Genomic DNA, 26539 nt, shown 5'->3' with positions numbered 1-26539 from the left:
TTAACAAACTAAGCGTGTTGCTTTTTTGTTAAAGCCTACGGAGAAACCAGTTAAGTCTCAATCGTACAGATGAAAAAATAGCGGCTTTCGTGAGCCGCTATTTATTTTTATTCGTTTGTTACATTCAATTAGGCAGAAGCTTTTGCTTGCTCGGCATAATTAGTGTGACGCTTAGGTTCCATTTTCATAAAGAAGACAGGCAGCGCCATTACCGCCATTACCCAGAAAACATCTGCGCTCCAAATACCATAAATCCATCCACTCAATGTGGTCAGAACTGCCATAACAGCCCCTAATGGAATTGCATTATACAACGCCTGTAATGCCACCATCTGATTGCTTGGTGCATGTTGAATATAGCGAATTGCAGCCAAATGCGCGGTAGCAAACGTAATGGCGTGTAACGACTGCACCGCAAACATTACCCAAAGGTCGGTACTCGATGCGGTTACCCCCCAGCGAATCAGTACACCAACAGCAGCGAGACGGAACATGTTGGTAATTGTCCAACCAGAAAATAAGTGCTTACTAACGGCAAAGATAGCGACTTCTGCGACCACACTGAAACTCCAAAGGTAACCAATGGTCGCTTCATTAAAGCCCGCCACTTCCTTCCAATAAATAGAGCTAAAGCCGTAATAAGCAGCATGGCTACCTTGAATTAGGGCATTGATCAGCAAAAAGCGCAGTACCGTTGGATCTTTTAATAAACTCAAAACAGCCGGGCGTACCTGATCTTGTTCTTGATCATCAACAGGGACAATGGCAGGTAGATGCATGGTACGAAGTAAAGCAAATGCCAAACCAGCGGCTGCGACCCAAGGAATTACATCAGCACCATAACGGTCAGCCATTAAACCCACGACAGTAGAGCCCGCAATAAAAGCAATCGAGCCCCATAAACGTGTACGTCCATAGTCAAGATGACCATCTTTAGCATAGTGATTGGCAAGAGCATCGGAGATAGGAACAACAGGGCCAGCGGCAAGGTTAAAGAAGGTAGTAACCAATGTAAGTGCCCACAAACTTCCACCGCAGTAAATATAAACAATGCAGGAGATAAGCCCCAATAAGCTAAAGCCGCGTAATGCTGGAATTAGGTGGCTCACTTTATGAATGCGAGGCGTCAAGACAAGGTTGGCAGCACAACGAACCGCAAAACCTAAACCTAATAAAACACCGATATCTGCGGCATCAACCCCAATGTGAGCAAACCATAATGCCCAAAAAGGTAAATAGACCCCGTAGGAGAAGAAAAAACCAACCAAATATTGAGAAGTCCAACTAAATGGGCTGCTACGAAACATGAATCATCCTGAAAATTAAAGAACGTGATAAAGAGCACATATTATGCCTAAATCACGCCCTCTCTTTTGTGCTATCAAACGCAAAAATAGCATTCCTATTCATACTAAATGCCACATCAAAATCACTTATCTAGAGCACAAAAGTTAATGTAATACCTCTGCAATGCGATTAGGTAGCACCCAATCTTACCCTATGCGCCTAAAGTCTAATTGTAAAACACCTTCTTCTATCACAAATTATTAACAAGTGAGATCTCTAATCGACTAATTCTGTAAATGGACATCGCGAGTCAACTCAAGGAGAACCGAATGAGTGAAGCACATATTTTCCCCGTTAATGCTCAACTAGCTAATCAAGCCCACATTAACGATGAGCAATACCGCGAGCTGTACCAACAATCGATCATCAACCCTGAAGGCTTTTGGCGCGAACAAGGCAAAATACTGGATTGGATAACCCCTTATAGCAAAGTGAAAAATACCTCTTACGATCCGGGCCATGTCAGCATTAAATGGTTTGAAGATGGAGAACTTAATGTCTCTGCAAACTGTATTGACCGCCACCTACCAACCAAAGGGGATCAGGTTGCAATCATTTGGGAAGGTGATGATCCCAACGATCACGCTCATATCACCTACAACGAACTCCACCAGCAAGTCTGTCAATTTGCCAATGCCCTAAAAAGCCAAGGCGTACGCAAAGGGGATGTTGTGTGCTTATACATGCCGATGGTCGCAGAAGCCGCAGTCGCGATGTTGGCCTGTACTCGCATAGGTGCTGTCCACACCATTGTATTTGGTGGCTTCTCTCCTGAAGCTCTTGCGGGACGAATAATCGACTCCAATGCAAAAGTTGTGATCACCGCAGATGAGGGCGTCCGAGGAGGGCGTGCTGTACCTCTTAAACAGAATGTCGATCAAGCTTTACTGCATCCTGAGGTCACTTCAGTGGAAAAAGTTGTGGTATTAAAACGCACCGGCAGCCCTGTTGAGTGGTTTAGTGAGCGTGATGTATGGTGGGATGACATCACTGCAGTTGCTTCAACCCACTGTGAACCAGAAGCGATGAATGCCGAAGACCCACTGTTTATTCTCTATACTTCAGGCTCAACCGGAAAACCGAAAGGAGTGCTTCATACTACGGGAGGTTATTTGGTTTATGCCGCACTTACCTTTAAGTATGTCTTTGACTATCAAGAAGGCGACATCTATTGGTGTACTGCTGATGTGGGTTGGATAACCGGGCACAGTTATCTAGTTTATGGCCCTCTTGCCAACGGAGCAACAACCTTATTATTTGAAGGTGTCCCTAATTATCCAGCCACAAATCGAATGAGCCAAGTCGTCGACAAACATCAAGTAAATATCCTCTATACCGCACCAACTGCAATTCGAGCCTTAATGGCAAAAGGGGATGAAGCCATCGTTGATACTTCACGCCACTCACTGCGTATTATGGGCTCAGTTGGTGAACCGATTAATCCAGAAGCATGGGAATGGTATCACCGCACAATCGGAGACAGCCGTTGCCCTATTGTTGATACTTGGTGGCAAACCGAAACGGGCGGCATCTTAATTACCCCACTACCGGGAGCAACCGATCTAAAACCGGGCTCGGCAACACGACCTTTCTTTGGCGTACAACCAGCCTTAGTCGATAATCTTGGTAATATTTTGCCAGGAGCAACCGAGGGTAACTTAGTTATGCTCGATTCATGGCCAGGGCAAATGCGGACTCTCTGGGGTGACCACGAGCGCTTTGAACAAACCTATTTCTCTACCTTTGCTGGCATGTATTTTACTGGCGACGGCGCTCGTCGTGATGAAGATGATTACTATTGGATAACAGGTCGAGTAGATGATGTATTGAATATTTCAGGTCATCGGATGGGAACCGCTGAAATTGAATCGGCTCTGGTTGCCTTTAATAAAATTGCAGAAGCTGCCGTTGTTGGGGTTCCACATGAAATAAAAGGCCAAGCTATTTATGCCTACATCACGCTAAATGACGGCGAAATACCTAGCGCTCAGCTGCATAAAGAAGTCAAAGATTGGGTACGAAAAGAGATTGGGCCTATCGCAACACCAGACTTTCTTCACTGGACAGATGCCTTACCCAAAACGCGCTCGGGCAAAATTATGCGTCGTATTCTTCGTAAAATTGCCACCGGAGATACCAGTAACTTAGGTGATACCTCAACCCTCGCCGACCCTAGTGTGGTTGAAAAACTGATCGCAGAAAAACAGCAGGTCTTATAGCCATTACCACCGCAATACTCTCCACCTATCCAGTTGAGCCCAACTTCTCTATTGGGCTCTTTTTTCATTCAATTCTAGGTCGGTATCACTGCGCTCAGGCAAGAAATTGCTTTCAGTTGGTGAATTTTTCACTGCTTTATTATGGATTCAGTACATTTTCTGCTGCTGATTTCTCATTTTTATTTCATGCTTTTTCAGTATTTTTGATCCTTGTATGACAAAGCATCACAAAAAATGAAAAACATTGGGATTTCCTAGGCTTATCGAAATGAACTTGTTATGTTAAACGGCGTCTAACTCAACACCTCCAAACTAATACAGCGTACACGTGTTAGCAGAAAAAAGTGGTGATTAGACCAGTATTTTGCTGCGATTTGCGGTGAAATCTCTATAATCGCTAAACAAACTTAATTTGGCAGCGTATAAAACGGACACAAGGAAGCCCAGTTGCAGAGATTTGCAACTTACTTAACTAAATCGCCTAAAAAGAGTGAAATTACGTCAAGATGTCGACCGTTAAACGAATTTTATTGATCAATGGCCCAAATCTAAATCTATTGGGTCTGCGAGAGCCAGGACACTATGGTAATGATAGCTTAGACAGTATCGTGTCCGCTCTAACTGCCAAATCAACCGAACTCGGTGTGACTTTAGAGCACATTCAATCCAATGCTGAGCACGAGATTATTGATGCCATCCATCAAGCCTACGGCAAGGTAGACTTTATCATCATCAATCCAGCCGCATTTACCCATACCAGCGTTGCTATTCGTGATGCCCTACTTGGTGTGGCGATTCCATTTATTGAAGTGCATCTGTCTAACGTTCACGCTCGGGAGCCATTTCGTCACCACTCTTACCTTTCCGATAAAGCGGTTGGAGTAATTTGTGGATTGGGGAAAGACGGTTATGAATTCGCCCTGACTGCTGCGGTTCGTCGCCTGCAATCAGACAGCTAACTGAACAAAATATTACAAAGAGAAAGATAATGGACATTCGTAAAATTAAGAAGCTAATTGAATTGGTTGAAGAATCAGGTATTGCAGAACTTGAAATTTCAGAAGGTGAAGAGTCAGTACGCATCAGCCGTAGCACAGCTCCTGTAGTTCCTGCACAGCAATACTACGCACCAGCACAACCTGCAGCTCCTGTTGCAGCTCCTGTTGCAGCGCCAGTACAAGCCGCTCCTGCTGAAGCTCCTGTTGCAGCAGCACCTGAAGTTACAGGCCACAAAGTTCTTTCTCCTATGGTAGGTACTTTCTACCGTTCACCTAGCCCAGAAGCTGCTCAGTTCGCTGAAATCGGCCAATCTGTAAACGTAGGTGACACTCTATGTATCGTTGAAGCAATGAAGATGATGAACCAGATCCAATCGGATAAAGCAGGTACTATCGTTGCAATTCTAGCGAAAGACGGCGATGCAGTTGAATTCGATCAGCCTCTATTTGTTATCGAGTAATAGAGGTCGATTATGTTAGATAAAGTAGTTATCGCAAACCGAGGAGAGATTGCTCTTCGTATTTTGCGAGCTTGTAAAGAGCTTGGTATCAAAACCGTAGCAGTTCACTCAACTGCTGACCGTGATCTTAAGCACGTATTGCTAGCTGATGAATCTGTTTGTATCGGCCCTGCTCGTGGTACAGAAAGTTACTTAAATATTCCTCGTATTATCAGTGCTGCTGAAATCACTGGTGCCGTTGCGATTCACCCTGGATATGGCTTCCTTTCTGAAAATGCCGATTTTGCCGAGCAAGTAGAGCGTTCAGGTTTCATTTTTGTTGGTCCTAAAGCAGAAACCATTCGTCTTATGGGCGACAAAGTTTCCGCAATCAACGCAATGAAAAAAGCCGGTGTTCCTTGTGTTCCAGGTTCTGATGGCCCACTGGGTAACGACGAAGACAAGAACAAAGCGATTGCAAAACGCATCGGTTATCCTGTGATCATCAAAGCCTCTGGTGGCGGCGGTGGTCGTGGTATGCGTGTGGTTCGCAACGAAAAAGAGATCGTTGAAGCAATTGCAATGACTCGTGCAGAAGCAAAAGCGTGTTTCAACAATGACATGGTTTATATGGAGAAATACCTAGAAAACCCTCGTCATATTGAAGTTCAAGTGCTTGCTGATGGTCAAGGTAATGCTATTCACCTAGGTGAGCGTGACTGTTCAATGCAGCGTCGCCACCAGAAAGTTGTTGAAGAAGCGCCAGCTCCAGGTATTACTGAAGAAATGCGTAAGTACATCGGTGAGCGTTGTACTCGTGCATGTATCGAAATTGGTTACCGTGGTGCGGGTACATTTGAGTTCCTATATGAAAATGGCGAGTTCTACTTTATTGAGATGAACACCCGTATTCAGGTGGAGCACACTATCACTGAAATGGTGACAGGTATCGACTTAGTAAAAGAGCAGCTTCGCATCGCCGCAGGCCAACCTCTGTCATACACTCAAGACGATATCAAACTGCGTGGCCATTCAATCGAATGTCGTATTAACGCCGAAGATCCTGTTCGTTTCCTACCATCACCAGGTAAGATCGAGCGTTTCCATTCACCAGGCGGTATGGGTGTTCGTTGGGAATCTCATATTTACACCGGCTACACTGTACCCCCTCACTACGATTCAATGATCGGTAAACTGATCACTTACGGAGAAAACCGCGATGTGGCTATCTCTCGTATGAAGAACGCACTAAGTGAGATGATCATTGAAGGTATTCACGTTAACGTACCGTTATTGCTTGATATCATGAATGATGAAAACTTCCAGCATGGTGGTGCAAACATCCACTATCTAGAGAAGAAGCTAGGCTTATCATAATTTAAGCTTGCGCTGATAAAAGGTCGCATTACGCGGCCTTTTTTGTTGCCTGTAAATCATAAGATTGCAGGATGCTTGATTTTCCTCAGTGGCACTCAAGAGTAAGTTTTGCCACAATAGCCCACCTTTTTCACCGAGGGGCTCTATAGCTCAGTTGCTATAGTCGCCGCTTAGTTCTTTGTAAATATACTGGAGACGCAGCATGAAGACGCTTTCAGCACGCTATCGTCAGGCTCATCGAGAAGCCAAATGGGCGATAGGTCTAGCGTTAGCTTATTTCATCTGGTGGTATGTCTCGGCCTATGCCTTTGCACCGACAGCGCTACCTAAAGCTATGCCTGAACTATACTGGGGCTTTCCGCTTTGGTTCCTATTGGCCTGTATTATCGGCCCAATTGTTTTTACCATCTTATGTGGCTTAATGGTGAAGTTCATTTATCAAGATATCAGTCTCGATATTGAACCTCTTGAGTCACAACCAAACGATCCTAATCAAACCAAGGGCCAAGAGCATGAATAGCCAAATTCTGATCCCACTTGTGCTGTATTTAGCGGCGGTTTTTGGCGTTGCCTTTATGACTCGTCGTCATCGCGGAAAAGGTGGCTTTCTTAATGAGTATCTCGTCGGTGGACGCAGCATGGGAGGTTTTGTCCTTGCCATGACGCTTGCGGCAACCTACGCCAGTGCCAGCTCGTTTATTGGTGGTCCTGGTGCGGCTTATAAAATGGGTCTAGGTTGGGTGTTACTTGCGATGATCCAGCTTCCTGCCGCTTGGTTAACTCTTGGGGTTTTAGGCAAAAAGTTCGCTATTGAAGCCCGTCTACACAACGCACTGACTCTTAACGATATTCTTTATGCCCGCTATAAAAATCGTGGTGTCGTTATTCTGGCCTCGATCGCTCTATTGCTCGCGTTCTTCGGTACTATGGTGGTGCAGTTTGTAGGGGGAGCGCGTCTACTACAAACGGTTACAGGCCTCTCTTACAATGAAGGCTTGATGATCTTTGCCGTTACCGTCGGACTTTACACCACCATTGGCGGATTTCGTGCGGTGGTCATGACCGATACCATTCAAGGGATCATGATGATCATCGGTACCATCGCCCTCTTGATCGGTATTGTTCATGCCGGTGGTAGCATGGGTGAGCTGATGACTAAACTGCATCATATCGATCCAGCACTCATTACCCCTTATGGTCCAAACCACTTCTTAACCGAACCTTTCATGTTAAGTTTTTGGGTCTTAGTCTGTTTTGGTGTAATAGGTTTACCCCATGCTGCTGTTCGTTGCATGTCATACAAAGACAGTAAATCGCTGCATAAAGGTATGGTGATCAGTACGGCCATGGTTGCGTTCTTAATGCTAGGTATGCACTTGGCGGGCGCATTGGGACGTGCCATTGTCCCTGATGTTGCTAGCCCAGATCAGATCATGCCAACCTTGATGATCTCAGTTCTTCCACCGCTAGTTGCTGGTATTTTCTTAGCGGGTCCAATGGCGGCCATTATGTCGACCATCGACTCTCAGTTGATCCAAGCTTCAGCAACCTTACTAAAAGATCTGTACATCAACTACATCAACCCAAGTATTGCTGAAGGGGAAGAAGCACAAACCAAACTGCCGAAACTGTCATTATGGGTTACTGGCATTTTCTCTGGCTTAGTCTTTGTGGCAGCAATGAATCCACCTGATATGATCATCTGGCTAAACTTGTTAGCTTTTGGCTGTTTACAAGCGGTTTTCTTATGGCCTCTAGTCTTAGGTCTCTATTGGAAGAAAGCCTCAGCAACCGGTGCTTACGCCTCAATGATTGTTGGTTTAACGACCTATATCAGTCTGTCGTTTATCAAACCCGATATGGGCGGCATTCATGCCATCGTTCCAACATTAGCACTTGGTTTTATCGCTTTTGTTGCTGGCAGCCTATTAAAACCCGTTGCTCACACTCAGCCACAACAAAGTGTCTAAAGTGAGTGCCTAACGGCGGCAAAATACGCTACAATTAGCGCAATCGAAAGATAGTACATCACTTTGTACTATCTTTTTTTTGTCCATAACATCCTCGATCAACCCGGATTTCCCATGGGGATTGGCGAAAAAATATGCTAGACTCCGCCCCCTATTGTGTTGATCAGAAACTATAAGCGAATTAACCATGCCTTGGATTCAATTAAAACTGAACGCAACTGCAGAAAATGCAGAAGCAATTGGCGATATGTTAATGGAAGAGACAGGCGCACTTTCTGTCACTTTCCTTGATGCACAAGACACGCCAGTGTTTGAGCCGTTGCCAGGTGAAACCCGCCTTTGGGGTGATACCGATGTGATCGGTTTGTACGATGCTGAAGCCGACATGGATTTCGTGCAAAGCATGCTAAAAAACAGCCCACTATTGGCTGATGATTTTGCTTATAAAATCGAGCAACTTGAAGATAAAGATTGGGAACGTGAATGGATGGATAACTTCCACCCAATGCGTTTCGGTCGCCGTCTATGGATCTGCCCAAGCTGGCGTGAAGCCCCAGAACCTGAAGCGGTAAACGTACTGCTTGATCCAGGTCTGGCTTTTGGTACTGGTACTCACCCAACAACATCACTGTGTCTTGAGTGGTTAGATGGCCAAGATTTAACAGGTAAAACTGTTATCGACTTCGGTTGTGGTTCAGGCATTCTTGCTATTGCAGCACTAAAATTAGGCGCAGCAAAAGTGATCGGTATCGACATCGATCCACAAGCAATTTTAGCTTCTCGCGACAACGCAGAGCGCAATGGCGTTGCTGATAACCTAGAGTTATACCTACCGCAAGATCAGCCAGAAGGCATCCAAGCAGATGTAGTTGTGGCGAACATTCTTGCCGGTCCTTTACGTGAACTTTCACCGGTAATTAAGAGCCTTGTGAAAGATGGCGGTGAGCTTGCGATCTCTGGTGTTTTAGAGTCACAAGCAGAAGATGTTGCGACTTACTACAGCGACGAATTGACTCTTGAACCTGTTGTTGCACGCGAAGAGTGGTGCCGCATTTCAGGTCGTAAAGCGTAATTCGACGTTCTAGGGTCTGTTTTACCTGACTTTTTTTCGTTATAAGAATCGGCCAATCGGTTGAATATCATACAGTTTTAAAAAAGAAAAACTGAATGCTCAATTATTGGCCTTTTCAGAACGGGAAAAAATGCGTAAAATGCGCGCCCTTACTGACACAGTTAGGTACGAACATTTTGCAAATCGGTCCTTATCAACTAAAAAACCAGCTGATAGTTGCTCCTATGGCAGGCGTGACCGATCGGCCATTTCGTGAGTTATGCCTTCGCTATGGTGCAGGCATGGCAGTTAGCGAGATGATGTCGTCTAATCCGGATCTGTGGAAAACATCAAAATCAATGAATCGAATGGTTCACGAAGGTGAATCCGGCATACGTTCGGTTCAGATTGCAGGCTCTGATCCTAAGTTGATGGCCGAAGCTGCACAATTTAGTGTTGAGAACGGTGCGCAAATCATCGATATCAACATGGGTTGCCCAGCTAAGAAAGTAAACAAACGATTAGCCGGTTCTGCTCTGCTGCAATACCCGCACTTGATTGAAGAAATTCTAAAAGAGGTGGTTGGAGCGGTTGATGTGCCTGTTACGTTGAAAACACGTACGGGTTGGGATACAGAGAATCGAAACTGTGTCGATATAGCAAAACTCGCCGAGCAATGCGGCATACAAGCCCTCGCCCTTCATGGTCGAACTAAGGCTTGCATGTACAAAGGCGAAGCGGAATATGACTACATTAGAGCGGTGAAACAAGCCGTCACTATCCCGGTTATCGCAAACGGTGATATCGATAGCCCTGAGAAAGCGCGCTTTGTACTCGATTATACGGGTGCCGATGCTCTGATGATTGGCCGACCTGCACAAGGAAAGCCATGGATTTTTCGTGAAATCCACCATTATTTAACAACTGGCGAGCATCTTGCTCCTCCATCATTTGATGAAGTCAGCGAGATCATGTTGGGACATGTTCGTGAACTCCACCGTTTTTACGGTGAGTACTTAGGGTTGCGCATTGCACGTAAACACGTGTCTTGGTACTTAAAAGAGCATGCACCAGCAGGAAATTTCCGCCAGACCTTCAACGCTATCGAAGATGCCAATGAGCAGATCGATGCGCTGCAAGGCTACTTCGAAAACGTTGCATAAATACTAGAAGAGCTTACAGAATATGTTCGAACAAAATCTGACTTCCGAAGCATTAACAGTAACAACTGTAACTTCACAAGACCAAATCACACAGAAGCCACTACGTGACTCTGTAAAGGCGTCTCTTAAAAACTACCTAGCTCAATTAAACGGTCAGGAAGTCAACGATCTGTACGAGCTAGTGCTGGCAGAAGTTGAGCAACCACTACTAGACACTATCATGCAGTACACTCGCGGTAACCAAACTCGCGCAGCAACTATGATGGGTATCAACCGTGGTACGCTACGTAAGAAGCTAAAAAAATACGGTATGAACTAATCGCTTTGCGATGAATTCAGACAGAAAAAGGGCGCTAATTTCTTAAGTTAGCGCCCTTTTTCATTATTAGGAATCACCCATCAGCAATACGCTTTCTACTACTCTACAAGCTCTTGCAGCGCGGCAATTAACGCCTTAACCCCAGCTTCGACCTTACTGCGCGGACAACCGACATTCAGGCGTAAATACCCGATGCCTTCCTCACCATAAGTATCGCCACGCATGATCGCGACTTTATGTTTCTCGATAAGGCACAGCTGAAGCCTATCCATATCAATCTGTAATGGATTTAGATCGATCCAGGCCAGATAGGTCCCTTCCGGTACACGATAGTTTATCGCCGGAAACGCGCGGTTAAGCTCACTTGCGACATAATGTAAATTATCCTGCAAGTACGCTGTTAACTCATCAAGCCACGCTCCTCCGTGATTATAGGCACTAATATGAGCGATAACGCTTAAGATAGCTGGTGATGATAATCCATGTGCCGCTTTTAAGATGGTTAGATAGCGTTGCTGAGTCGATGCATCAGCAATAAACGCGTAGGCACCCGTTAAGGCTGGAATATTAAATGACTTCGAACCAGAGCTAACTATCGCCCATTGATTATCTTGTGCGACTTCCGACCATGGAATATAAGATGCAAACGCCATATCCATATGAATATCATCAGAGATCACCTTCACCTTGTGCTGGGCACAAATCTCAGCCATACGTTCTAGTTCATCACGACGCCAGACTCGCCCCGTTGGGTTATGCGGACTGCACAGTAGTAAAACTTTACACTCTGAGCGCTGCGCCTGCTGCTGGAACACATCCCAGTCAATTTCATAACTTTGTGCCGTTTTAAGTAAAGGACAAGTAAGCATCTGACGCTGATTTGCAGCAATCATATTGCCAAACGCATCATAAGTAGGCGTTAATACTAAAATGCCTTCGTCCTTCTCACTCCACAATGCGATGAGCTGAGAGACGATATAGATCACCGAAGGCCCATACACCAAATCCTCAGCCTGCAGTTCAGCTTGATAACGTCGCTTAAACCAACCACACACCGCCTGTTTATAATCATCGTGGTTCCAACGACTGTACCCTAGCACGCCATGCTCTAGGCGCTCAGTTAATGCCTGCTGAATGCAAGGGGCTGTCTCAAAGTCCATATCAGAAATAGTAAATGGCAATAAGTCAGCCTGACCAAAGCGATCTTGAACGTAATCCCATTGGGTACAATACGTGCCGTAGCGATTAACAGGTGTTGAGAAATCGAACATAAAAACCTCGTTAAAAGACAAGAAAGCGGAGCTCAAAGGCTCCGCTAAGTTGTTACGCTTGTGCTGGCATCAAGCTTTGAATTTCATTTTTAACCATGTGAACTTGCGGACCAATCACCACTTGTAGATTATGTTCATCAAGCTTCACGACCCCAATCGCACCATTGGCTTTTAACACAGCATCATTAACCAGAGACATGTCTGCCACCGACAAACGCAGACGGGTAATACAGTTATCTAAAGATTGAATGTTCTCAGCACCACCTAGAGCCGCTAAGATTGCTGCACCTTTATAACCTGAGTTTTTCTCACCAGTAACAGCAAACGTTAATTCATCTTTCACTTCAGCCTCACGACCTGGTGTTTTTAGGTTAAAGCGCGTAATCGCAAAGCGGAACACACTGTAGTAAACCACAAACCATACCGCCGCCACCATTGGAACTAAATACCATTTCGTCGCCGTACCTTGCAGCACACCAAAGATTAAGAAGTCGATGATGTTGCCATCGGTATTACCAATCGTCACACCTAATAGACCCATAAGCATAAAGCCAAGACCAGTTAGGAATGCGTGCACCACATACAGAGCAGGAGCAACAAATAGGAATAGGAACTCTAGAGGCTCTGTGATACCACCGATAACACATGCCACGACACCAGATAACAATAACGCTTTTACTTTAGAGCGATTTTCTTTACGCGCACAGTGGTACATTGCTAAAGCCGCACCAGGTAGACCACCTAAGAAAACAGGCATCTTACCTTGTGATAGGAAAGCCGTCGCAGAGCCAGAGAAACCATTAGTTGTGCCACAAGATAGCTCAGCATAGAAAATATTCAGTGCGCCACTTACTGAGTTACCACACACATCCAAAGTACCACCGGCTTCTGTAAAGCGAATTAGAGCAACCAGAATATGGTGTAGACCAAATGGCAATAATAGACGCTCACCCGTACCAAATAGGAATGGACCGAATGGACCTGCGTGAGAAATTAGGCTACCGACACCATCAATACCAGCGGCAAAGTAAGGCCAAATTAGAGGAACAACTAGACCAACAAGACCTAAAGATAGCGCTGAAATAATTGGAACAAAACGAGCGCCACCAAAGAAAGCCAATGCGTCAGGCATTTTAAAGGTATAAAAACGAGCATGCAGTTTTGCCACAATAATACCGACAATCACCGCACCTAAAATACCCGTATCAATAGACTCAATACCCAGTACTGATTTCACACCGTATGCCGCTTCTTGCTCTTTATTACCAATCACACCAGCAACAGTTAGGTAGAAGTTCACCGACAGATTTAATGCTGCATAACCCACAAAACCGGCAAACGCTGCAACTCCTTTTTCTTCACGAGCTAAGCCAAGAGGAATAGCCACGGCAAACATGACCGGTAAATAGATAAAGGCAACCAGACCAATCTTGGTCATCCACATAAAGATCAGCTGCAAAATAGTATTATCTAGAAATGGCAGACTCTCTTTTACTGCGCCACTTGATAACGAGCTACCGATACCAAGCAAAATACCTGAAAACGCGAGCAGAGCGACAGGCAACATGAAGGTCTTACCAAGGCTTTGGAAGAACTCCCAGATTGTCGTTTTCTTTGCTGTCTGAGACATAATGGTTACCTCTAACCGGACCGTATATTGGGTAGGGTTCAAATTAGATAAAACGTTTTACCTAATTAAGTTTAAAAAACGCCAACAGAGTGAATTGAAATTATTATGCTGCTGGCGTGCTATACTTGATGGCCCGAATGATAAAACGTTTTATCAACCGTAAACGCTGTCCTGATCACGGAAATATCCTAACAATTTGCCGATTTATAAAATTGTGATCCGGCTAAAACAATCAATTTTGGGTATAACGTTTTACTAAGAATTGCGTCTGGCTAGCAGTAATAGAAAAAAGAACGGGTTATAGTGCAATTAGCTTGCGATGACCGAAAATAAGAACGAAGAGATGACCATTAAGAAAGTCAAAATTACCGATGTCGCCCACCATGCAGGAGTCTCTGTCTCAACTGTATCTTTGGTGCTAGGAAATAAAGGTCGCATATCAGAAGCGACGATTGCCAAAGTTCACCAAGCCATTGATGAGTTAGGTTATGTCTGTAATAAAGCCGCAGCGAACTTGCGATCGCATCAATCCAACCTTATTGGCCTTATTTTGCGCGATATTACCGACCCATTTTATACCGAGGTAACCGCTGGGATCAGTCAAGAGTTGGAACAGCACGGCTTGATGCTGTTTTTAGCCCAAAGTAATAACGATCCGGAAAAACTCAAGCAGTGCGTACAATCTATGGTGCAACAAGGGGTCGCTGGGATCTTATTTAGCCCAGTACGCGGGGTTACTTCTGAGCTCTTAACTATGACCAAACAAGCGGGTGTGCCAACGGTTTGTATTGCTAAAGCATCGGTCAGTAGTGAGGTCGATTATATTGGGCCCGATAATAACTTTGCGGCAGTACTTGCCACCAAACATCTGATAGAGCAAGGTCATCGTCATATCGCATATGTGGGTGGAAAAAGTGATTCATTAACGCGTGCAGAACGAATTGGCGGCTACTGTTCTACCCTGATGCAATATGGTCTTCCTTTTAAACCAGAATGGATCATTGAATGCAATTCAAGCCAAAAACAGGCAGCGGAAAATATCGAACGACTATTAACTCAGCATCCTAAAATTACCGCCTTATTGTGTCATCGTCCGGCCACAGCCATTGGTGCAATTTATGGTATTAAACGGGCTGGAAAAAATATCGGTCGAGATCAATATATTGGTCAGCAGGTTGCAATATTAGGGTTTGATGATGTTCCAGAGGCAGAGCTTACCGAACCCGCTCTTAGCTTTATTGCGACCTCAGCCAAAGAAATAGGTCATCAAGCAGGAAAACGGCTATTAGCTCGCATGAAGGAGCCTGAATCACCAATCCAGCGTCTGATTTTACCGCCACAATTGATCATTCGAGAATCGGCTTAGGGATAAAACAACACATAACAAAAAAGCTTCGTTATATCTCATTACGAAGCTTTTATTATAAGGGGCCGTTATTATAAGAAGCCGTGTTATAAAAAACTGCTTTTAAACGTATATAGTATTAGCTTGCAGTGCGTAACGCAAAGTCACACTTATAGGTAATCACACAGATACGCAGTGACTTGTGATACCTGAACCTCAAACGATGAATCGCCCGGAACTTCAAAGTCATCACCTGCGTAATAGGTTTCCCAATCAACATGACCCGGCAGTTTTACCGTAAGAGCCCCTTTAACCACAGTCATACGCTCAGGCGCTGCGGTTCCGAACGTATAAGTACCTGGCTGCATCACACCAACACTGGCGTGATCCCCTGCCGATTCAAAACCTAGTGATACCACTTGGCCTTCAAAATATTCATTTAACTTGATCATGATGGTCCTTATCAAATTACTGCATCATTAAGAGATGACTTCAAGCTATCACAAGGATAAACAATGTAAATGTAATATTTTGCCTGTTGCGCAAAAACTTTAGCAAGGTTCGCACTTTACGATTTTAATTTATCGCAACTCTCAGGATGACGACCACAACAGCGACTCTCTTCTTTGACCACTTCCTCAGGTGTTCCGTGTTCATCGGTCAACGCTTCAAGAATAGAGCAGTGGCTGGCATCATCATCAATATGACCACAACAGGCGTCATTGATTTTTTTTAGTGCTCCACGGATACGTTGCAGTTCAGCAATTTTGCCATCGACCTCAGCCAGTTTTGCTTGAGTAATGGCTTTCACTTCCGCACAACTGTGTTGCGATGCTTCCAGACGAATATCAAGCAGTTCACGGATCTCATCTAAGCTCAGTCCAATCGCTTTTGCTCGTAAAATAAAGCGGACTCGAGATAAATTATCTTCGCTATAAAGACGATAGCCACTTTCACTGCGACCTGCAGGCACAATCAGATGATTCTTTTCATAAAAACGTAAAGTATCACTGCTGACATTACACAGTTTTGCCAACTGACCAATTAAATACATCACGACCTATCCTCATAGTGCTCGCCAAAATACAGTGAGCAACATCAAAAAGCAAACGTTTGCGCAACGTGAGAATTCATGTAAAATAACGCCACGTCAAACAGGTCGTTATTTTCTTGGCTCGACAAAATGGTTGTCGGGGCTATTTCCCAACGCTTACCCACAACTCTTGAGTTGGCGTTGGGAAATATCCTATTCACCGTGTATCAAAGAGATGGTAGCAATGGAAAACGCTCGACCTATTCGCCGCGCACTAATTAGCGTATCAGATAAAACAGGAATTGTTGAATTCGCCCAAGCTTTAGTTAGCCAAGGTGTTGATATTCTATCAACGGGAGGCACTGCTCGCCTGCTAGCCGATAACCAGATCCCTGTCACCGAAGTTTCCGATCACACAGGCTTTCCTGAAATGATGGATGGTCGTGTTAAAACCTTACACCCAAAAATTCACGGTGGTATTTTAGGTCGCCGCGAGCAAGACGATAGCATCATGGCAGAGCATAATATTGCGCCAATAGATATGGTCGTCGTTAACCTTTATCCTTTTGCGGCAACGGTTGCTAACCCAGATTGCACCCTAGCTGAAGCGATTGAAAATATTGATATTGGCGGCCCGACTATGGTTCGCTCTGCCGCTAAAAATCACCGCGATGTTACCATCATTGTGAATGCTTGCGACTATGACCGCGTATTAACGGAAATGGCGGCAAACCAAGGTTCTCTGACTTTAGCAACCCGCTTTGATCTGGCGATTGCAGCATTTGAACACACGGCAGCCTACGACGGTATGATTGCCAACTATTTCGGTACTCAAGTACCCGCTTATGGCGATAGCGAAGAGAACCAAGCCGACTCTATCTTCCCACGCACTTTCAATCAGCAGTTTATAAAAAAACAAGATATGCGTTATGGCGAAAACAGCCATCAAGCAGCAGCATTTTATGTTGAAGCTCAACCACAAGAAACTTCTGTTGCAACTGCGCATCAGCTACAAGGTAAGGCACTTTCTTACAACAATATTGCTGATACAGATGCCGCACTTGAGTGTGTAAAAGAGTTTATTGAACCCGCTTGTGTGATTGTAAAACACGCCAATCCATGTGGGGTTGCTCTGGGTGACAATCTGCTTGATGCTTATAACCGCGCTTATCAAACTGATCCAACCTCAGCATTTGGTGGCATCATCGCCTTCAACCGTGAGCTTGATGCCGCCACAGCCCAAGCAATTGTTGAGCGTCAATTTGTTGAAGTGATCATTGCGCCATCTGTTTCGGCTCAAGCTGCTGAAATTGTCGCAACCAAACAAAATGTACGCCTATTAGAATCAGGTCTATGGCAACAAGAGCACAAAACCACCCAATGGGACAGCAAACGCGTTAATGGTGGCCTACTGGTGCAAGAGCGCGACCAAGGCATGGTGAGCTTACAAGATTTGGCAGTGGTCAGTGAACGTCAACCAACAGAAGACGAACTACGTGATGCCCTATTTTGCTGGAAAGTAGCGAAATATGTGAAATCTAACGCCATTGTTTACGCCAAAGGAAATATGACTATCGGGGTTGGTGCTGGACAAATGAGCCGTGTGTACTCTGCAAAAATTGCAGGGATCAAAGCCGCTGATGAGAACTTAGAAGTGGCAGGGAGCGTTATGGCTTCTGATGCTTTCTTCCCATTTAGAGATGGCATTGATGCCGCAGCACAAGCGGGAATTAAGTGTGTCATTCAACCGGGCGGTTCGATGCGTGACCAAGAAGTTATTGATGCAGCCAACGAACACGGCATGGCAATGATCTTCACTAAAATGCGTCATTTCCGCCACTAAGCGCTCTGCAACGACAACCGATTAGAAGGATAAAACAATGCAAGTATTGATCATTGGTAACGGTGGCCGTGAGCACGCCTTAGCATGGAAAGTGGCACAAAACCCAGAAGTATCACAGATCTTTGTTGCACCAGGTAATGCTGGTACGGCTTTAGAACCTAAGGTAACTAATGTGGCTATTGCGGTTGAAGATATCGCAGCGTTAGTCGCTTTTGCCCAAGAGCAGCAAATTGAGCTGACTATTGTCGGACCAGAAGCGCCTTTAGTGCTGGGTGTTGTCGATGCCTTCCAGGCGGCTGGATTAGCTATTTTTGGCCCAAGCCAAGCAGCGTCTCAACTCGAAGGATCGAAAGCATTTACCAAAGACTTCTTAGCGCGTCATCAGATCCCAACTGCGCAATACCAAAACTTTACTGAAATAGAGCCAGCATTAGCGTATTTACGCCAACAAGGTGCTCCAATTGTCGTGAAAGCTGATGGCTTAGCCGCAGGTAAAGGGGTGATTGTTGCCATGACGCTACAAGAAGCTGAAGATGCAGTACGTGATATGCTCGCAGGCAACGCCTTTGGTGAAGCGGGTCATCGCGTAGTAATTGAAGAGTTTCTTGATGGTGAAGAAGCCAGTTTTATCGTGATGGTTGATGGTGAACACGTTCTCCCAATGGCAACCAGTCAAGATCATAAACGAGTGGGTAACGGCGATACAGGTCCAAATACCGGAGGAATGGGCGCTTACTCCCCAGCCCCTGTGGTTACCGATGAGATCCACCAGCGTGTTATGGATGAAGTGATCTACCCAACGGTGCGAGGCATGGCTGCCGAAGGAAATCCTTATACGGGCTTCTTATACGCAGGTCTTATGATCATGAGCGATGGCACTCCAAAAGTGATCGAATATAACTGCCGCTTTGGTGATCCTGAGACTCAACCAATTATGTTGCGCTTGCAGTCAGATTTAGTCGAACTGTGCCAAGCTGCGATTGATGGTAAATTAAATCACTGCCAATCACAGTGGGATCCTCGTGCAGCAATCGGTATTGTACTTGCCGCTGGCGGTTATCCTGGCCATTATCACAAAGGTGATGTTATCTGTGGTTTACCGCAGCAAGAAATCGCAGGGGAAAAAGTCTTCCATGCGGGAACATGTGAGCTAGATGGACAGGTTGTTACCAATGGAGGACGAGTGCTATGTGCAACCGCTATGGGTGATACTGTACAACAAGCTCAGCAGCGCGCTTACCAATTGGCTCAACAGATCGATTGGGACGGCATGTTTTACCGCGAAGATATTGGTTATCGTGCTATCAATCGAGAGCAAGCTTAAAACGTTTTATTTTAGCTTTTAGACATCAATGAAAAAACGCGTGTTAGGTTTTACTAACGCGCGTTTTTTATGTCTCTTTTACCTTCTGAAGATCAAGAAAACAGAAGCTAAATTCTGTTTATCTAGCTTTTACTGATCATATTCTGCGGCATCACACAATCTTGATTCATCGACGCCGACCACAGAATCTGCTTGGCTTTCACACCTTGCTTTGACTGACTACCCAGTAGCGCCATATAACCTTGTTTAGGTGCAGTAAATTGGACCTTACTGTTACCTTGGTAATGAAATGGTAATGCGGTACCAGTTTGACATGAGATAAATGACTGACCTTGCCAATGGCCCTGAATCAAACGCTCACCCTCTTTACGCTGTTTTTTAACAACAGATACCGCTTCATTAGCATAACGGCTAATTTGGGCTAATTCAGGCTCTGCTAGCGGCAATGTCACTTCGTTTACTAGATAACGTTGGTAAATGGCATTACCTTTGCTATCAAAACGAACCGTTAAGCTAAATGGCACCATATGCTCTTCATAACTCTGAACCCCAGTACGGCTCATCTGACGCAGGACGCCATTTTGCCACTGGTACTCAGACTGATAATGTCCATTTTGTAGAGTATTAACTTGTTCGAATAATTTTAGCGGTGCATTTTGCTGGGTATCCAACCAATACAAGGCTGTGGTTTGGTTTTGAGTAATGCCGCCCGTTAGGTGGGCAATGGGGGATAAGGTTGGGTTTGAGGCGTTGTCACCTGCAGCACATGCAGATAGCAGCAGTGGAAGAAGAAAACTAACAATACGCTTAGTCATAAAAAACCGCCGAAATAAAAAATATTACCCGGCGGATTATAGATTACTTCACAGAATCTTTCAGTGCTTTACCAGCTACGAATGCAGGAACATTAGCTGCTGCGATTTGGATTTCCGCACCAGTTTGTGGGTTACGGCCAGTACGCGCTGCACGGTGGTTCACTTTAAAAGTACCAAAGCCAATTAGTTGAACCTGGTCACCTTCTTTAAGTGCATCAGTGATGCCATCAAGAGTTGCTTCTAGTGCAGCTTTTGCTTGAGCTTTAGATAGGTCAGCTTTCTCTGCAATCAGGTCAATCAGTTGGGTCTTGTTCATTAGGTTTCCCTTCTAAGGTTTTTCGTAAGACGGGACAACTCTAATTCAAATTACGCCCATGTGGCAAAGGTTTGTCAGCATTGTTTAGCTCATCTGTAGACTCTTTAACCACAAAGTGAGCGCAGCTTCACAAAATGTTACTAAATATAAGTAGTAAATAGTTGTATTTATCTGCTCTAAGCCCGATTAATATAGCCGAATATCTATAGTCATTGACCCTTGGATCCCCATGATACTGCTTACTGTTTACATCACTACCGCCATTGGTGTTTCATTTGTATGTTCGGTTTTAGAAGCCGTTCTACTGAGTATTTCACCCAGTTACATCGCAACACTGAGACAGCAAAACCACCCTGCCGCAGAAAAATTGACTGCGTTAAAGGACAATATTGATAGGCCCCTCGCCTCTATCTTAACCCTAAATACGATTGCTCATACCATAGGTGCGGCAACGGCAGGTGCTCAAGCTACCATCGTATTTGGTAGTGAGTGGCTTGGTGTATTCTCGGGCGTATTAACTATCGCCATTTTATTGCTGTCTGAGATTGTGCCAAAAACCATCGGTGCAACTTACTGGCGTCAATTAGCACCAATGAGTGCCACACTATTACGCTGGATGGTGATCATGCTGATCCCATTGGTATGGATGTCTGAGCAAATTACTCGCCGCCTATCTCGCGGTCATGAACAGCCTAAACTGCGTGATGAAATTTCAGCTATGGCGCTATTGGCTCATGAAAATGGCGAATTGGCTGAAGGCGAATCAAAAATTTTGACTAACTTGCTCCAATTTAGAGATGTAAGCGTAACGAAAATTATGACCCCTCGTCCGGTCCTCTTTCGTGTAAATGCAGAACAATCGATTAATGAATTTCTCTCAATGCACAAAGAGAGTCCATTTTCTCGTCCATTAGTTTATAGCGAGCAAAATGATAACATCGTCGGTTTTGTCCACCGTTTAGAGTTGTTTGCAGAAAGCCAAGCGGGCCGTGGCCAAAAAGAGCTGGGCACCTTGATGCGTCCATTACCTATTGTGATGAATACTTTTAGCGTACCACAAGCGTTTGAACGCCTAATGAAAGAACGCTCACAATTAACTCTTGTCGTAGATGAATACGGTACCGTACAAGGTTTAGTGACCTTAGAAGATATCTTTGAAAGCTTAGTAGGCGAAGAGATTGTCGATGAAGCTGATAAAAATACCGACATGCAACAGCTCGCGTTCCAACGTTGGGAAAAATGGAAACGCACTCATGGCGTGATTGAAAATAAAGACAGCGAATAATGCTTAATTAAAAATCTGCATTAAAGCAAAAGGGCCGCAATAAACGCGGCCCTTTTTGTTTTTCATCTCATCTTGTATTTTTCATACCAGAGCTGTAAATAATCATCATTATGAATTATCACAAACCACTTGCTCTGGCGTAGTACGAGAGGCATTTACGGCTGATATCCCCCAGCCTAAGCCAATTATTACAACCGTTGGAACCACCCAACTCGCATAATAATGATAAAGCGGTAAATAGTGTTCACACCAAGCCGTTACAGCTTCAGGCATAGCTCCCAAAATATGAGTAGCATCTACAATACCAAATCCGGCTGCAGTTGCTACGGCCACCAGCACCATAGTTGAAGATAACTGCTTACGCAAAGGCGCAATTAATAGTAATGCAATCGCAATCGGATGTAGGGCAACAACGGCTGGCAAGGTAATGGCTAACAACTGCTCTAATCCCACATTTGCAATCATACCCGCTAGAATCATAGTAACCCATACACTCTTACTGTACGTCACTTTGCTAAAGGTACGACTGTAAAACTCACTACCTGCTGTCGTCACACCAATGGCCGTTGTCAAACAAGCTAGCACCATCACAACACCCAATAACATGGTGCCAAATGCGCCAAAGTGTAGATTGGTAAACGCCGTTAAGATCTCGCCACCATTGGTAAACTCAGCACCTAAATTAGCGCTATTTGTTCCAATATAAGCCAATGATAAATAAACCGCGGCCATGGCTGCTGCGTACATAGCGGCAGCCATTAAGGTGTATTTAGCCGTTGCTCGTGGGCAATCAACTCCCATACTTTTAATGGCACGGAAAATCACCCAACCAAAGCCAATCGAGCCTAAGGCATCCATGGTCATATATCCCTGAGTTAACCCTTCTGCAAATGCGCCATTAACATAAGGACCGGTAGCCATTTCTACTTTGCCCATCGGAAATAGAAACGCAAAGACAGCCATCACAGCCAAAATAGCCAGTAGTGCAGGAGTTAACCATTTACCCACGGTATCCACTAACTTGCCAGGAAATAGAGAGAACAGCACGACAATCAAACAAAACGCAATAGAGAATGGAACCAGAGCACTGTTATCCCCTAAAAATGGAGCAAAGCTAAACTGATACGCCACAGTAATGGCACGGGGAATCACAAATGCAGGACCAATAACAATAAACACCATAACCCAAAAAGCCGTTGCTAATGGCTTAGGTAGAGCCGCGGTTAAATTATCGGAGCCTTTGACTAGAGCTACCATCACAAGAGCTAAAGCAGGAAGGCCTACACCCGTTAGTAAGAATCCCATCATACCGCTCATGAAATTATCACCAGCTTGATAGCCTAAAAAAGGAGGGAAAATTAGATTGCCTGCACCTAGATACATGGCGAAAGTCATAAAGCCTAAAGCGGCAATGTTGCGAGCACTTAACATAGTCTTCCTTTGTTCTTAGTTTGCCTTTCAGCTTGGAAGAAACGTTAAGTGAAATAAGAGAGTGTTAGGTCACTGCCAGCTTCTTCTCAAGCTGACAGAAATTAGGGTATAGCCTGCCAGCTCTAAATAAGGTTCAGAGAGAGCAGAAGGAGAGATTGAGCCATAACCATACGGCTATGCGGCGCATCTAAGCTGTGTACTGAAAAACAGTTCATGGCGATTCCTACTGCGTTAGCTGACAAACAATGACAAGAAGCTCATTACTCCCTGTCGACCCTTTTAGTTATAAAGGGGACAAAATACAAACACAAGCGACAAAATAAAATAAGTAAGATGGGTTACAATTAAGCTAAAAACCAGTTGGATTCACTGGTTTTCAAGTTAAAATTCAGAATTTAAAACTTAACAAATTCACCAAATAACAAACACAAATAAAACAATTGCTCATATTTCACACTAGCTTACTTTATGAAAGCTATTTTCTGCTTAAAAAAGAGACAAAAAAAGAGGAGAACATTATCTCCTCTTCTATATAATCACTGCGCGATCTATTAATAGCTGTTATAAAGCAATGCCAATATTGCTGACAGCGTCTTCACGAAGTTCGCGACGAAGACCTTTGATCAATTCAATATCGCGCTTCTCAGCTTCTTTCAATGCACGGAAAATCGCCCACTGCATATCCCATTCAACACAAACGGCTTCACACTGTTTTTGGTTGTCATTGGTAATTTCAATACCTTCTCGTGCTTGTTCTAAATCAACCACAGTATCTACTGATAACGAGCTAATTTTTAATACCGTTTCGAGCATCAGATCACGATCAAGTAAAGCGTGCAGTAGATCAGCAAGTGCCATACACGCATCAATAGCAGGATTGACCGCATATAGATCGAAATCATCAGCAACAGGGACTAGCTCTTCCAGTTTCTCTAACTGGTTTTCAAAGTTGATTTTGGCACTCTTAACCGTTAACAACTCCCAAATGCTGTCTAAGATTGAGCGATATTGACGAGCATCAGCAAAATCAGTTTCTGCACAGAAGAAAGCGTAGTTTGGGTACATACGCTCACATAAAGAAGCCATAAACGTTAGATGTTGCCAAGGTTCAAGTTTTTCAAGACGAAGCTGGATTGGGTTTTTTAACATAGGATAATCTGCGATAGTTATCAGCAAGGACTCTGCTTATAAAATCATAAAGGGAATACATATGCACAAACTAGCGATCGTCTCACGGCAACAACAAGCCTATGAACGTCTTTTAGCTGCGACACCTCTACCCTTACTTGAAATCACCAATGATCCCAAGCAAGCGACGATCATTCTAGCAGATCCACCAGAGATCGCAGCTTATCTCGATGATTATCCGCAATTAAAATGGTTACAATCAACATTTGCCGGCATTGATGCCTTAACCAAACCACAATTACGACAAGATTATCACCTAACAAATGTGCGAGGATGTTTTGGCCCTCTAATTGCAGAATATGTTTTTGGTCAATGGCTTAGTCATAGTCGACACTTTCCTCTATATAGCAAACAGCAGCAACAACACCAATGGCGCCCCCTCCCTTATCAATCCATTGCAGGTAAGACGCTGGTTATCATAGGTACAGGCAGTATTGGCCAGCACCTCGCCCAAGTTGCAAAAGCTTTTCACTGTCAGGTTATCGGGGTTAATCGTCACGGTAACTCTCCCTGTGAGCTGTTTGATCGTATTTATGCCACCGCCCAACTCTCGCAAGCGTTAGAACAAGCAGATGTGATAGTGTCTGTTGTTCCTGCCACCAGCGATACCACCGATCTTTTTAATCACCAAACGTTTAGCCACTGCCATCAAGCCCTACTGTTTAATGTTGGACGTGGTAATGCGGTTAATATTGCCGATCTTTATCAAGCATTGGATCGCAATCAGATCCGCCATGCTTATTTAGATGTATTTAAAACCGAACCGCTGGAGCAAAACTCCAAACTATGGGGTCATCCTCAGATATCTATTACCCCTCACATTGCAGCCGAGAGCTTTCCTGAGCAAGTTATTGAAATATTTAAAATAAACTATATTAGATGGCTAAATAATCAGACACTCAATTATCAAATTGACTTCAGCAAAGGATACTGACTTGTTAAATTACGCTATTTTTAATAACAAACAGGATCTAAATAAGGATCTTTGGTGCTCTTTTCTTTTTGTCTTTGATTAATAATAGATAAAAAAAAGCCCACACCACGGCAATATGGTATGGGCTCTATAATTTAGGTTGGTTAATGCTTATTTATGGTATGGCTTAGAAAGCTCATGAACCGCATTAACAAAAACTTCAGCATTTTCAGGTGGAACATCTAAGTGAATACCATGGCCAAGGTTAAACACATGACCTGTACCACCTTCACCAAATCCTTCTAGGATAGTCGCCACTTCTTGACGAATACGTTCAGGTTGAGCGTACAGCATTGATGGATCCATGTTACCTTGCAGAGCAACTTTATCACCAATGCGACGTTTTGCTTCTGCAATATCAATAGTCCAGTCTAAACCAACACCATCACAACCGGTTGCTGCGATCTGCTCAAGCCACATGCCACCATTTTTCGTAAATAGCGTCACAGGTACACGGCGACCTTCGTTTTCGCGAATTAGGCCATCCACAATTTTATGCATGTAGCGTAAAGAAAACTCGTTATAGTCGCGAGGCGTCAATACACCACCCCATGTATCAAATACCATAACAGCTTGTGCGCCAGCTTTAATCTGAGCATTTAAGTATTCAATGACACTGTCTGCTAGTTTATCTAACAATAGGTGTAGAGTTTGAGGCTCGGCATACATCATCTTTTTGATCTTAGTGAAAGCCTTTGAGCTACCACCTTCAACCATGTAAGTTGCCAATGTCCACGGACTACCCGAGAAGCCGATCAATGGCACTTGGCCTTGCAAATCTTTACGGATCTGACGAACAGCATTCATAACGTATTGTAGTTCGCCTTCAGGATCAGGAAGACCAATCTTGTCTACGTCGGCTTTACAAGTAATAGGACGCTCAAATTTTGGACCTTCACCTGCTTCAAAGTATAGGCCTAAACCCATCGCATCAGGGATTGTCAGAATATCAGAGAACAAAATCGCTGCATCTAACTCAAAACGACGCAACGGTTGCAAAGTCACCTCACTGGCTAACTCTGCATTTTTACATAGCGACATAAAGTCACCTGCAACACTACGGGTTGCTCGGTATTCAGGTAGGTAACGGCCTGCTTGACGCATCATCCATACGGGTGTGCAGTCTACCGGCTGTTTTAACAACGCACGTAGATAGCGGTCATTCTTTAATTCGCTCATTAGAGACTCCAACGATTCTGAT

General features: G+C 44.4%; 24 protein-coding genes. 14 read left to right on the top strand and 10 right to left on the bottom strand.

The annotated features are described in order from the left end of the window. Positions 1–128: 128 nt before the first annotated feature. Positions 129–1307, bottom strand: coding sequence for a 3-phenylpropionate MFS transporter (locus tag WAX86_RS01315; RefSeq protein WP_005301746.1), 1179 nt, complete (start codon positions 1305–1307; stop codon positions 129–131). A gap of 309 nt (positions 1308–1616) precedes the next feature. Between WAX86_RS01315 and acs the strand changes: the two genes are divergently transcribed. From acs to fis, 9 genes are all read left to right on the top strand, one after another. Beyond that, entirely contained in the window at positions 1617–3566 is a 1950-nt protein-coding gene (acs, locus tag WAX86_RS01310) for an acetate--CoA ligase (RefSeq protein WP_148109535.1), read from the top strand. A 506-nt stretch (positions 3567–4072) separates the two neighbouring features. Further along, positions 4073–4525, top strand: a complete 453-nt coding sequence (gene aroQ / locus WAX86_RS01305) for a type II 3-dehydroquinate dehydratase (protein WP_036764525.1) — start codon at positions 4073–4075, stop codon at positions 4523–4525. A 29-nt stretch (positions 4526–4554) separates the two neighbouring features. Continuing rightward, positions 4555–5025 carry an acetyl-CoA carboxylase biotin carboxyl carrier protein gene (gene accB, locus WAX86_RS01300; protein WP_086366245.1) on the top strand — a complete coding sequence of 157 codons (471 nt, stop codon included), beginning with the start codon at positions 4555–4557 and terminating at the stop codon, positions 5023–5025. Between the two features lie 12 nt (positions 5026–5037). Beyond that, entirely contained in the window at positions 5038–6381 is a 1344-nt protein-coding gene (gene accC, locus WAX86_RS01295; protein WP_005301757.1) for an acetyl-CoA carboxylase biotin carboxylase subunit, read from the top strand. 202 nt (positions 6382–6583) lie between these two features. After that, positions 6584–6901 (top strand): YhdT family protein, encoded by a 318-nt coding sequence (locus tag WAX86_RS01290; RefSeq protein WP_036764527.1) that lies wholly within the window; start codon positions 6584–6586, stop codon positions 6899–6901. Next, entirely contained in the window at positions 6894–8351 is a 1458-nt protein-coding gene (panF, locus tag WAX86_RS01285; RefSeq protein ID WP_341489005.1) for a sodium/pantothenate symporter, read from the top strand. The genes WAX86_RS01290 and panF overlap by 8 nt, the downstream gene beginning before the upstream one ends. Positions 8352–8538: 187 nt before the next feature. Beyond that, positions 8539–9423: a 50S ribosomal protein L11 methyltransferase gene (gene prmA, locus WAX86_RS01280; RefSeq protein ID WP_005301762.1), complete on the top strand. Its 885-nt coding sequence runs from the start codon at positions 8539–8541 to the stop codon at positions 9421–9423. A 176-nt stretch (positions 9424–9599) separates the two neighbouring features. Continuing rightward, a complete protein-coding gene (gene dusB / locus WAX86_RS01275) occupies positions 9600–10565 on the top strand; it encodes a tRNA dihydrouridine synthase DusB (RefSeq protein ID WP_036765173.1) in 966 nt (321 codons plus the stop codon). Positions 10566–10587: 22 nt separating this feature from the next. After that, on the top strand, positions 10588–10884 hold the full coding sequence (gene fis, locus WAX86_RS01270; protein WP_002542007.1) for a DNA-binding transcriptional regulator Fis: 297 nt from the start codon (positions 10588–10590) through the stop codon (positions 10882–10884). Positions 10885–10982: 98 nt separating this feature from the next. Here the strand turns inward: fis and WAX86_RS01265 are convergent, their stop codons facing one another. Further along, positions 10983–12155, bottom strand: coding sequence for a MalY/PatB family protein (locus WAX86_RS01265; protein WP_341489004.1), 1173 nt, complete (start codon positions 12153–12155; stop codon positions 10983–10985). A 52-nt stretch (positions 12156–12207) separates the two neighbouring features. Continuing rightward, positions 12208–13785, bottom strand: a complete 1578-nt coding sequence (malX, locus tag WAX86_RS01260) for a maltose/glucose-specific PTS transporter subunit IIBC (protein WP_068946039.1) — start codon at positions 13783–13785, stop codon at positions 12208–12210. Positions 13786–14128: 343 nt separating this feature from the next. On the opposite strand from malX, the gene malI reads away from it, so the two are divergent. Next, positions 14129–15151 carry a Mal regulon transcriptional regulator MalI gene (malI, locus tag WAX86_RS01255; protein ID WP_065172584.1) on the top strand — a complete coding sequence of 341 codons (1023 nt, stop codon included), beginning with the start codon at positions 14129–14131 and terminating at the stop codon, positions 15149–15151. A gap of 149 nt (positions 15152–15300) precedes the next feature. Here malI and WAX86_RS01250 read toward each other — a convergent pair whose 3' ends face one another. Both WAX86_RS01250 and zntR read right to left on the bottom strand, forming a co-directional pair. Beyond that, on the bottom strand, positions 15301–15582 hold the full coding sequence (locus WAX86_RS01250; protein ID WP_005301802.1) for a pyrimidine/purine nucleoside phosphorylase: 282 nt from the start codon (positions 15580–15582) through the stop codon (positions 15301–15303). A 116-nt stretch (positions 15583–15698) separates the two neighbouring features. Further along, positions 15699–16184, bottom strand: coding sequence for a Zn(2+)-responsive transcriptional regulator (zntR, locus tag WAX86_RS01245; protein WP_036764534.1), 486 nt, complete (start codon positions 16182–16184; stop codon positions 15699–15701). Between the two features lie 223 nt (positions 16185–16407). Here zntR and purH point away from each other — a divergent pair, with 223 nt between their 5' ends. Beyond that, on the top strand, positions 16408–18006 hold the full coding sequence (gene purH / locus WAX86_RS01240) for a bifunctional phosphoribosylaminoimidazolecarboxamide formyltransferase/IMP cyclohydrolase (protein WP_341489003.1): 1599 nt from the start codon (positions 16408–16410) through the stop codon (positions 18004–18006). A 37-nt stretch (positions 18007–18043) separates the two neighbouring features. Then, on the top strand, positions 18044–19330 hold the full coding sequence (gene purD, locus WAX86_RS01235) for a phosphoribosylamine--glycine ligase (protein WP_182079604.1): 1287 nt from the start codon (positions 18044–18046) through the stop codon (positions 19328–19330). Positions 19331–19452: 122 nt separating this feature from the next. Here the strand turns inward: purD and WAX86_RS01230 are convergent, their stop codons facing one another. Beyond that, the gene (locus tag WAX86_RS01230) at positions 19453–20145 is read right to left on the bottom strand and encodes a DUF1481 domain-containing protein (RefSeq protein WP_065172507.1); all 693 of its coding nucleotides are present in this window, start codon (positions 20143–20145) and stop codon (positions 19453–19455) included. Positions 20146–20188: 43 nt separating this feature from the next. Next, complete coding sequence (gene hupA, locus WAX86_RS01225) at positions 20189–20461, bottom strand: nucleoid-associated protein HU-alpha (protein WP_005301812.1); 273 nt, start codon at positions 20459–20461, stop codon at positions 20189–20191. Between the two features lie 229 nt (positions 20462–20690). Between hupA and WAX86_RS01220 the strand changes: the two genes are divergently transcribed. Then, positions 20691–21746 carry a CNNM domain-containing protein gene (locus tag WAX86_RS01220; protein WP_005301815.1) on the top strand — a complete coding sequence of 352 codons (1056 nt, stop codon included), beginning with the start codon at positions 20691–20693 and terminating at the stop codon, positions 21744–21746. 108 nt (positions 21747–21854) lie between these two features. Here the strand turns inward: WAX86_RS01220 and brnQ are convergent, their stop codons facing one another. Next, positions 21855–23177 carry a branched-chain amino acid transport system II carrier protein gene (gene brnQ, locus WAX86_RS01215; protein ID WP_176283775.1) on the bottom strand — a complete coding sequence of 441 codons (1323 nt, stop codon included), beginning with the start codon at positions 23175–23177 and terminating at the stop codon, positions 21855–21857. Between the two features lie 561 nt (positions 23178–23738). After that, a complete protein-coding gene (locus tag WAX86_RS01210; RefSeq protein ID WP_237031191.1) occupies positions 23739–24326 on the bottom strand; it encodes a YjaG family protein in 588 nt (195 codons plus the stop codon). 61 nt (positions 24327–24387) lie between these two features. Between WAX86_RS01210 and WAX86_RS01205 the strand changes: the two genes are divergently transcribed. Continuing rightward, positions 24388–25299 carry a D-2-hydroxyacid dehydrogenase gene (locus WAX86_RS01205; protein ID WP_341489002.1) on the top strand — a complete coding sequence of 304 codons (912 nt, stop codon included), beginning with the start codon at positions 24388–24390 and terminating at the stop codon, positions 25297–25299. 150 nt (positions 25300–25449) lie between these two features. Here WAX86_RS01205 and hemE read toward each other — a convergent pair whose 3' ends face one another. Continuing rightward, a complete protein-coding gene (hemE, locus tag WAX86_RS01200; RefSeq protein WP_065172503.1) occupies positions 25450–26517 on the bottom strand; it encodes a uroporphyrinogen decarboxylase in 1068 nt (355 codons plus the stop codon). Positions 26518–26539: the final 22 nt, after the last annotated feature.

Source organism: Photobacterium damselae subsp. damselae, from assembly GCF_038086725.1.
Classification (GTDB): Bacteria; Pseudomonadota; Gammaproteobacteria; order Enterobacterales; family Vibrionaceae; genus Photobacterium; species Photobacterium damselae.
Note: the sequence above shows the minus strand (reverse complement) of the source record. Positions and strands in the feature narration are given on the sequence as shown.

Excerpts from the sequence above, each read along its gene's own strand:
- WAX86_RS01315 (WP_005301746.1), bottom strand. The coding sequence starts at position 1,307 with ATGTTTCGTAGCAGCCCATTTAGTTGGACTTCTCAATATTTGGTTGGT.
- acs (WP_148109535.1), top strand. The coding sequence starts at position 1,617 with ATGAGTGAAGCACATATTTTCCCCGTTAATGCTCAACTAGCTAATCAA.
- aroQ (WP_036764525.1), top strand. The coding sequence starts at position 4,073 with ATGTCGACCGTTAAACGAATTTTATTGATCAATGGCCCAAATCTAAAT.
- accB (WP_086366245.1), top strand. The coding sequence starts at position 4,555 with ATGGACATTCGTAAAATTAAGAAGCTAATTGAATTGGTTGAAGAATCA.
- accC (WP_005301757.1), top strand. The coding sequence starts at position 5,038 with ATGTTAGATAAAGTAGTTATCGCAAACCGAGGAGAGATTGCTCTTCGT.
- WAX86_RS01290 (WP_036764527.1), top strand. The coding sequence starts at position 6,584 with ATGAAGACGCTTTCAGCACGCTATCGTCAGGCTCATCGAGAAGCCAAA.
- panF (WP_341489005.1), top strand. The coding sequence starts at position 6,894 with ATGAATAGCCAAATTCTGATCCCACTTGTGCTGTATTTAGCGGCGGTT.
- prmA (WP_005301762.1), top strand. The coding sequence starts at position 8,539 with ATGCCTTGGATTCAATTAAAACTGAACGCAACTGCAGAAAATGCAGAA.
- fis (WP_002542007.1), top strand. The coding sequence starts at position 10,588 with ATGTTCGAACAAAATCTGACTTCCGAAGCATTAACAGTAACAACTGTA.
- WAX86_RS01265 (WP_341489004.1), bottom strand. The coding sequence starts at position 12,155 with ATGTTCGATTTCTCAACACCTGTTAATCGCTACGGCACGTATTGTACC.
- malX (WP_068946039.1), bottom strand. The coding sequence starts at position 13,785 with ATGTCTCAGACAGCAAAGAAAACGACAATCTGGGAGTTCTTCCAAAGC.
- malI (WP_065172584.1), top strand. The coding sequence starts at position 14,129 with ATGACCATTAAGAAAGTCAAAATTACCGATGTCGCCCACCATGCAGGA.
- WAX86_RS01250 (WP_005301802.1), bottom strand. The coding sequence starts at position 15,582 with ATGATCAAGTTAAATGAATATTTTGAAGGCCAAGTGGTATCACTAGGT.
- zntR (WP_036764534.1), bottom strand. The coding sequence starts at position 16,184 with ATGTATTTAATTGGTCAGTTGGCAAAACTGTGTAATGTCAGCAGTGAT.
- purH (WP_341489003.1), top strand. The coding sequence starts at position 16,408 with ATGGAAAACGCTCGACCTATTCGCCGCGCACTAATTAGCGTATCAGAT.
- purD (WP_182079604.1), top strand. The coding sequence starts at position 18,044 with ATGCAAGTATTGATCATTGGTAACGGTGGCCGTGAGCACGCCTTAGCA.
- WAX86_RS01230 (WP_065172507.1), bottom strand. The coding sequence starts at position 20,145 with ATGACTAAGCGTATTGTTAGTTTTCTTCTTCCACTGCTGCTATCTGCA.
- hupA (WP_005301812.1), bottom strand. The coding sequence starts at position 20,461 with ATGAACAAGACCCAACTGATTGACCTGATTGCAGAGAAAGCTGACCTA.
- WAX86_RS01220 (WP_005301815.1), top strand. The coding sequence starts at position 20,691 with ATGATACTGCTTACTGTTTACATCACTACCGCCATTGGTGTTTCATTT.
- brnQ (WP_176283775.1), bottom strand. The coding sequence starts at position 23,177 with ATGTTAAGTGCTCGCAACATTGCCGCTTTAGGCTTTATGACTTTCGCC.
- WAX86_RS01210 (WP_237031191.1), bottom strand. The coding sequence starts at position 24,326 with ATGTTAAAAAACCCAATCCAGCTTCGTCTTGAAAAACTTGAACCTTGG.
- WAX86_RS01205 (WP_341489002.1), top strand. The coding sequence starts at position 24,388 with ATGCACAAACTAGCGATCGTCTCACGGCAACAACAAGCCTATGAACGT.
- hemE (WP_065172503.1), bottom strand. The coding sequence starts at position 26,517 with ATGAGCGAATTAAAGAATGACCGCTATCTACGTGCGTTGTTAAAACAG.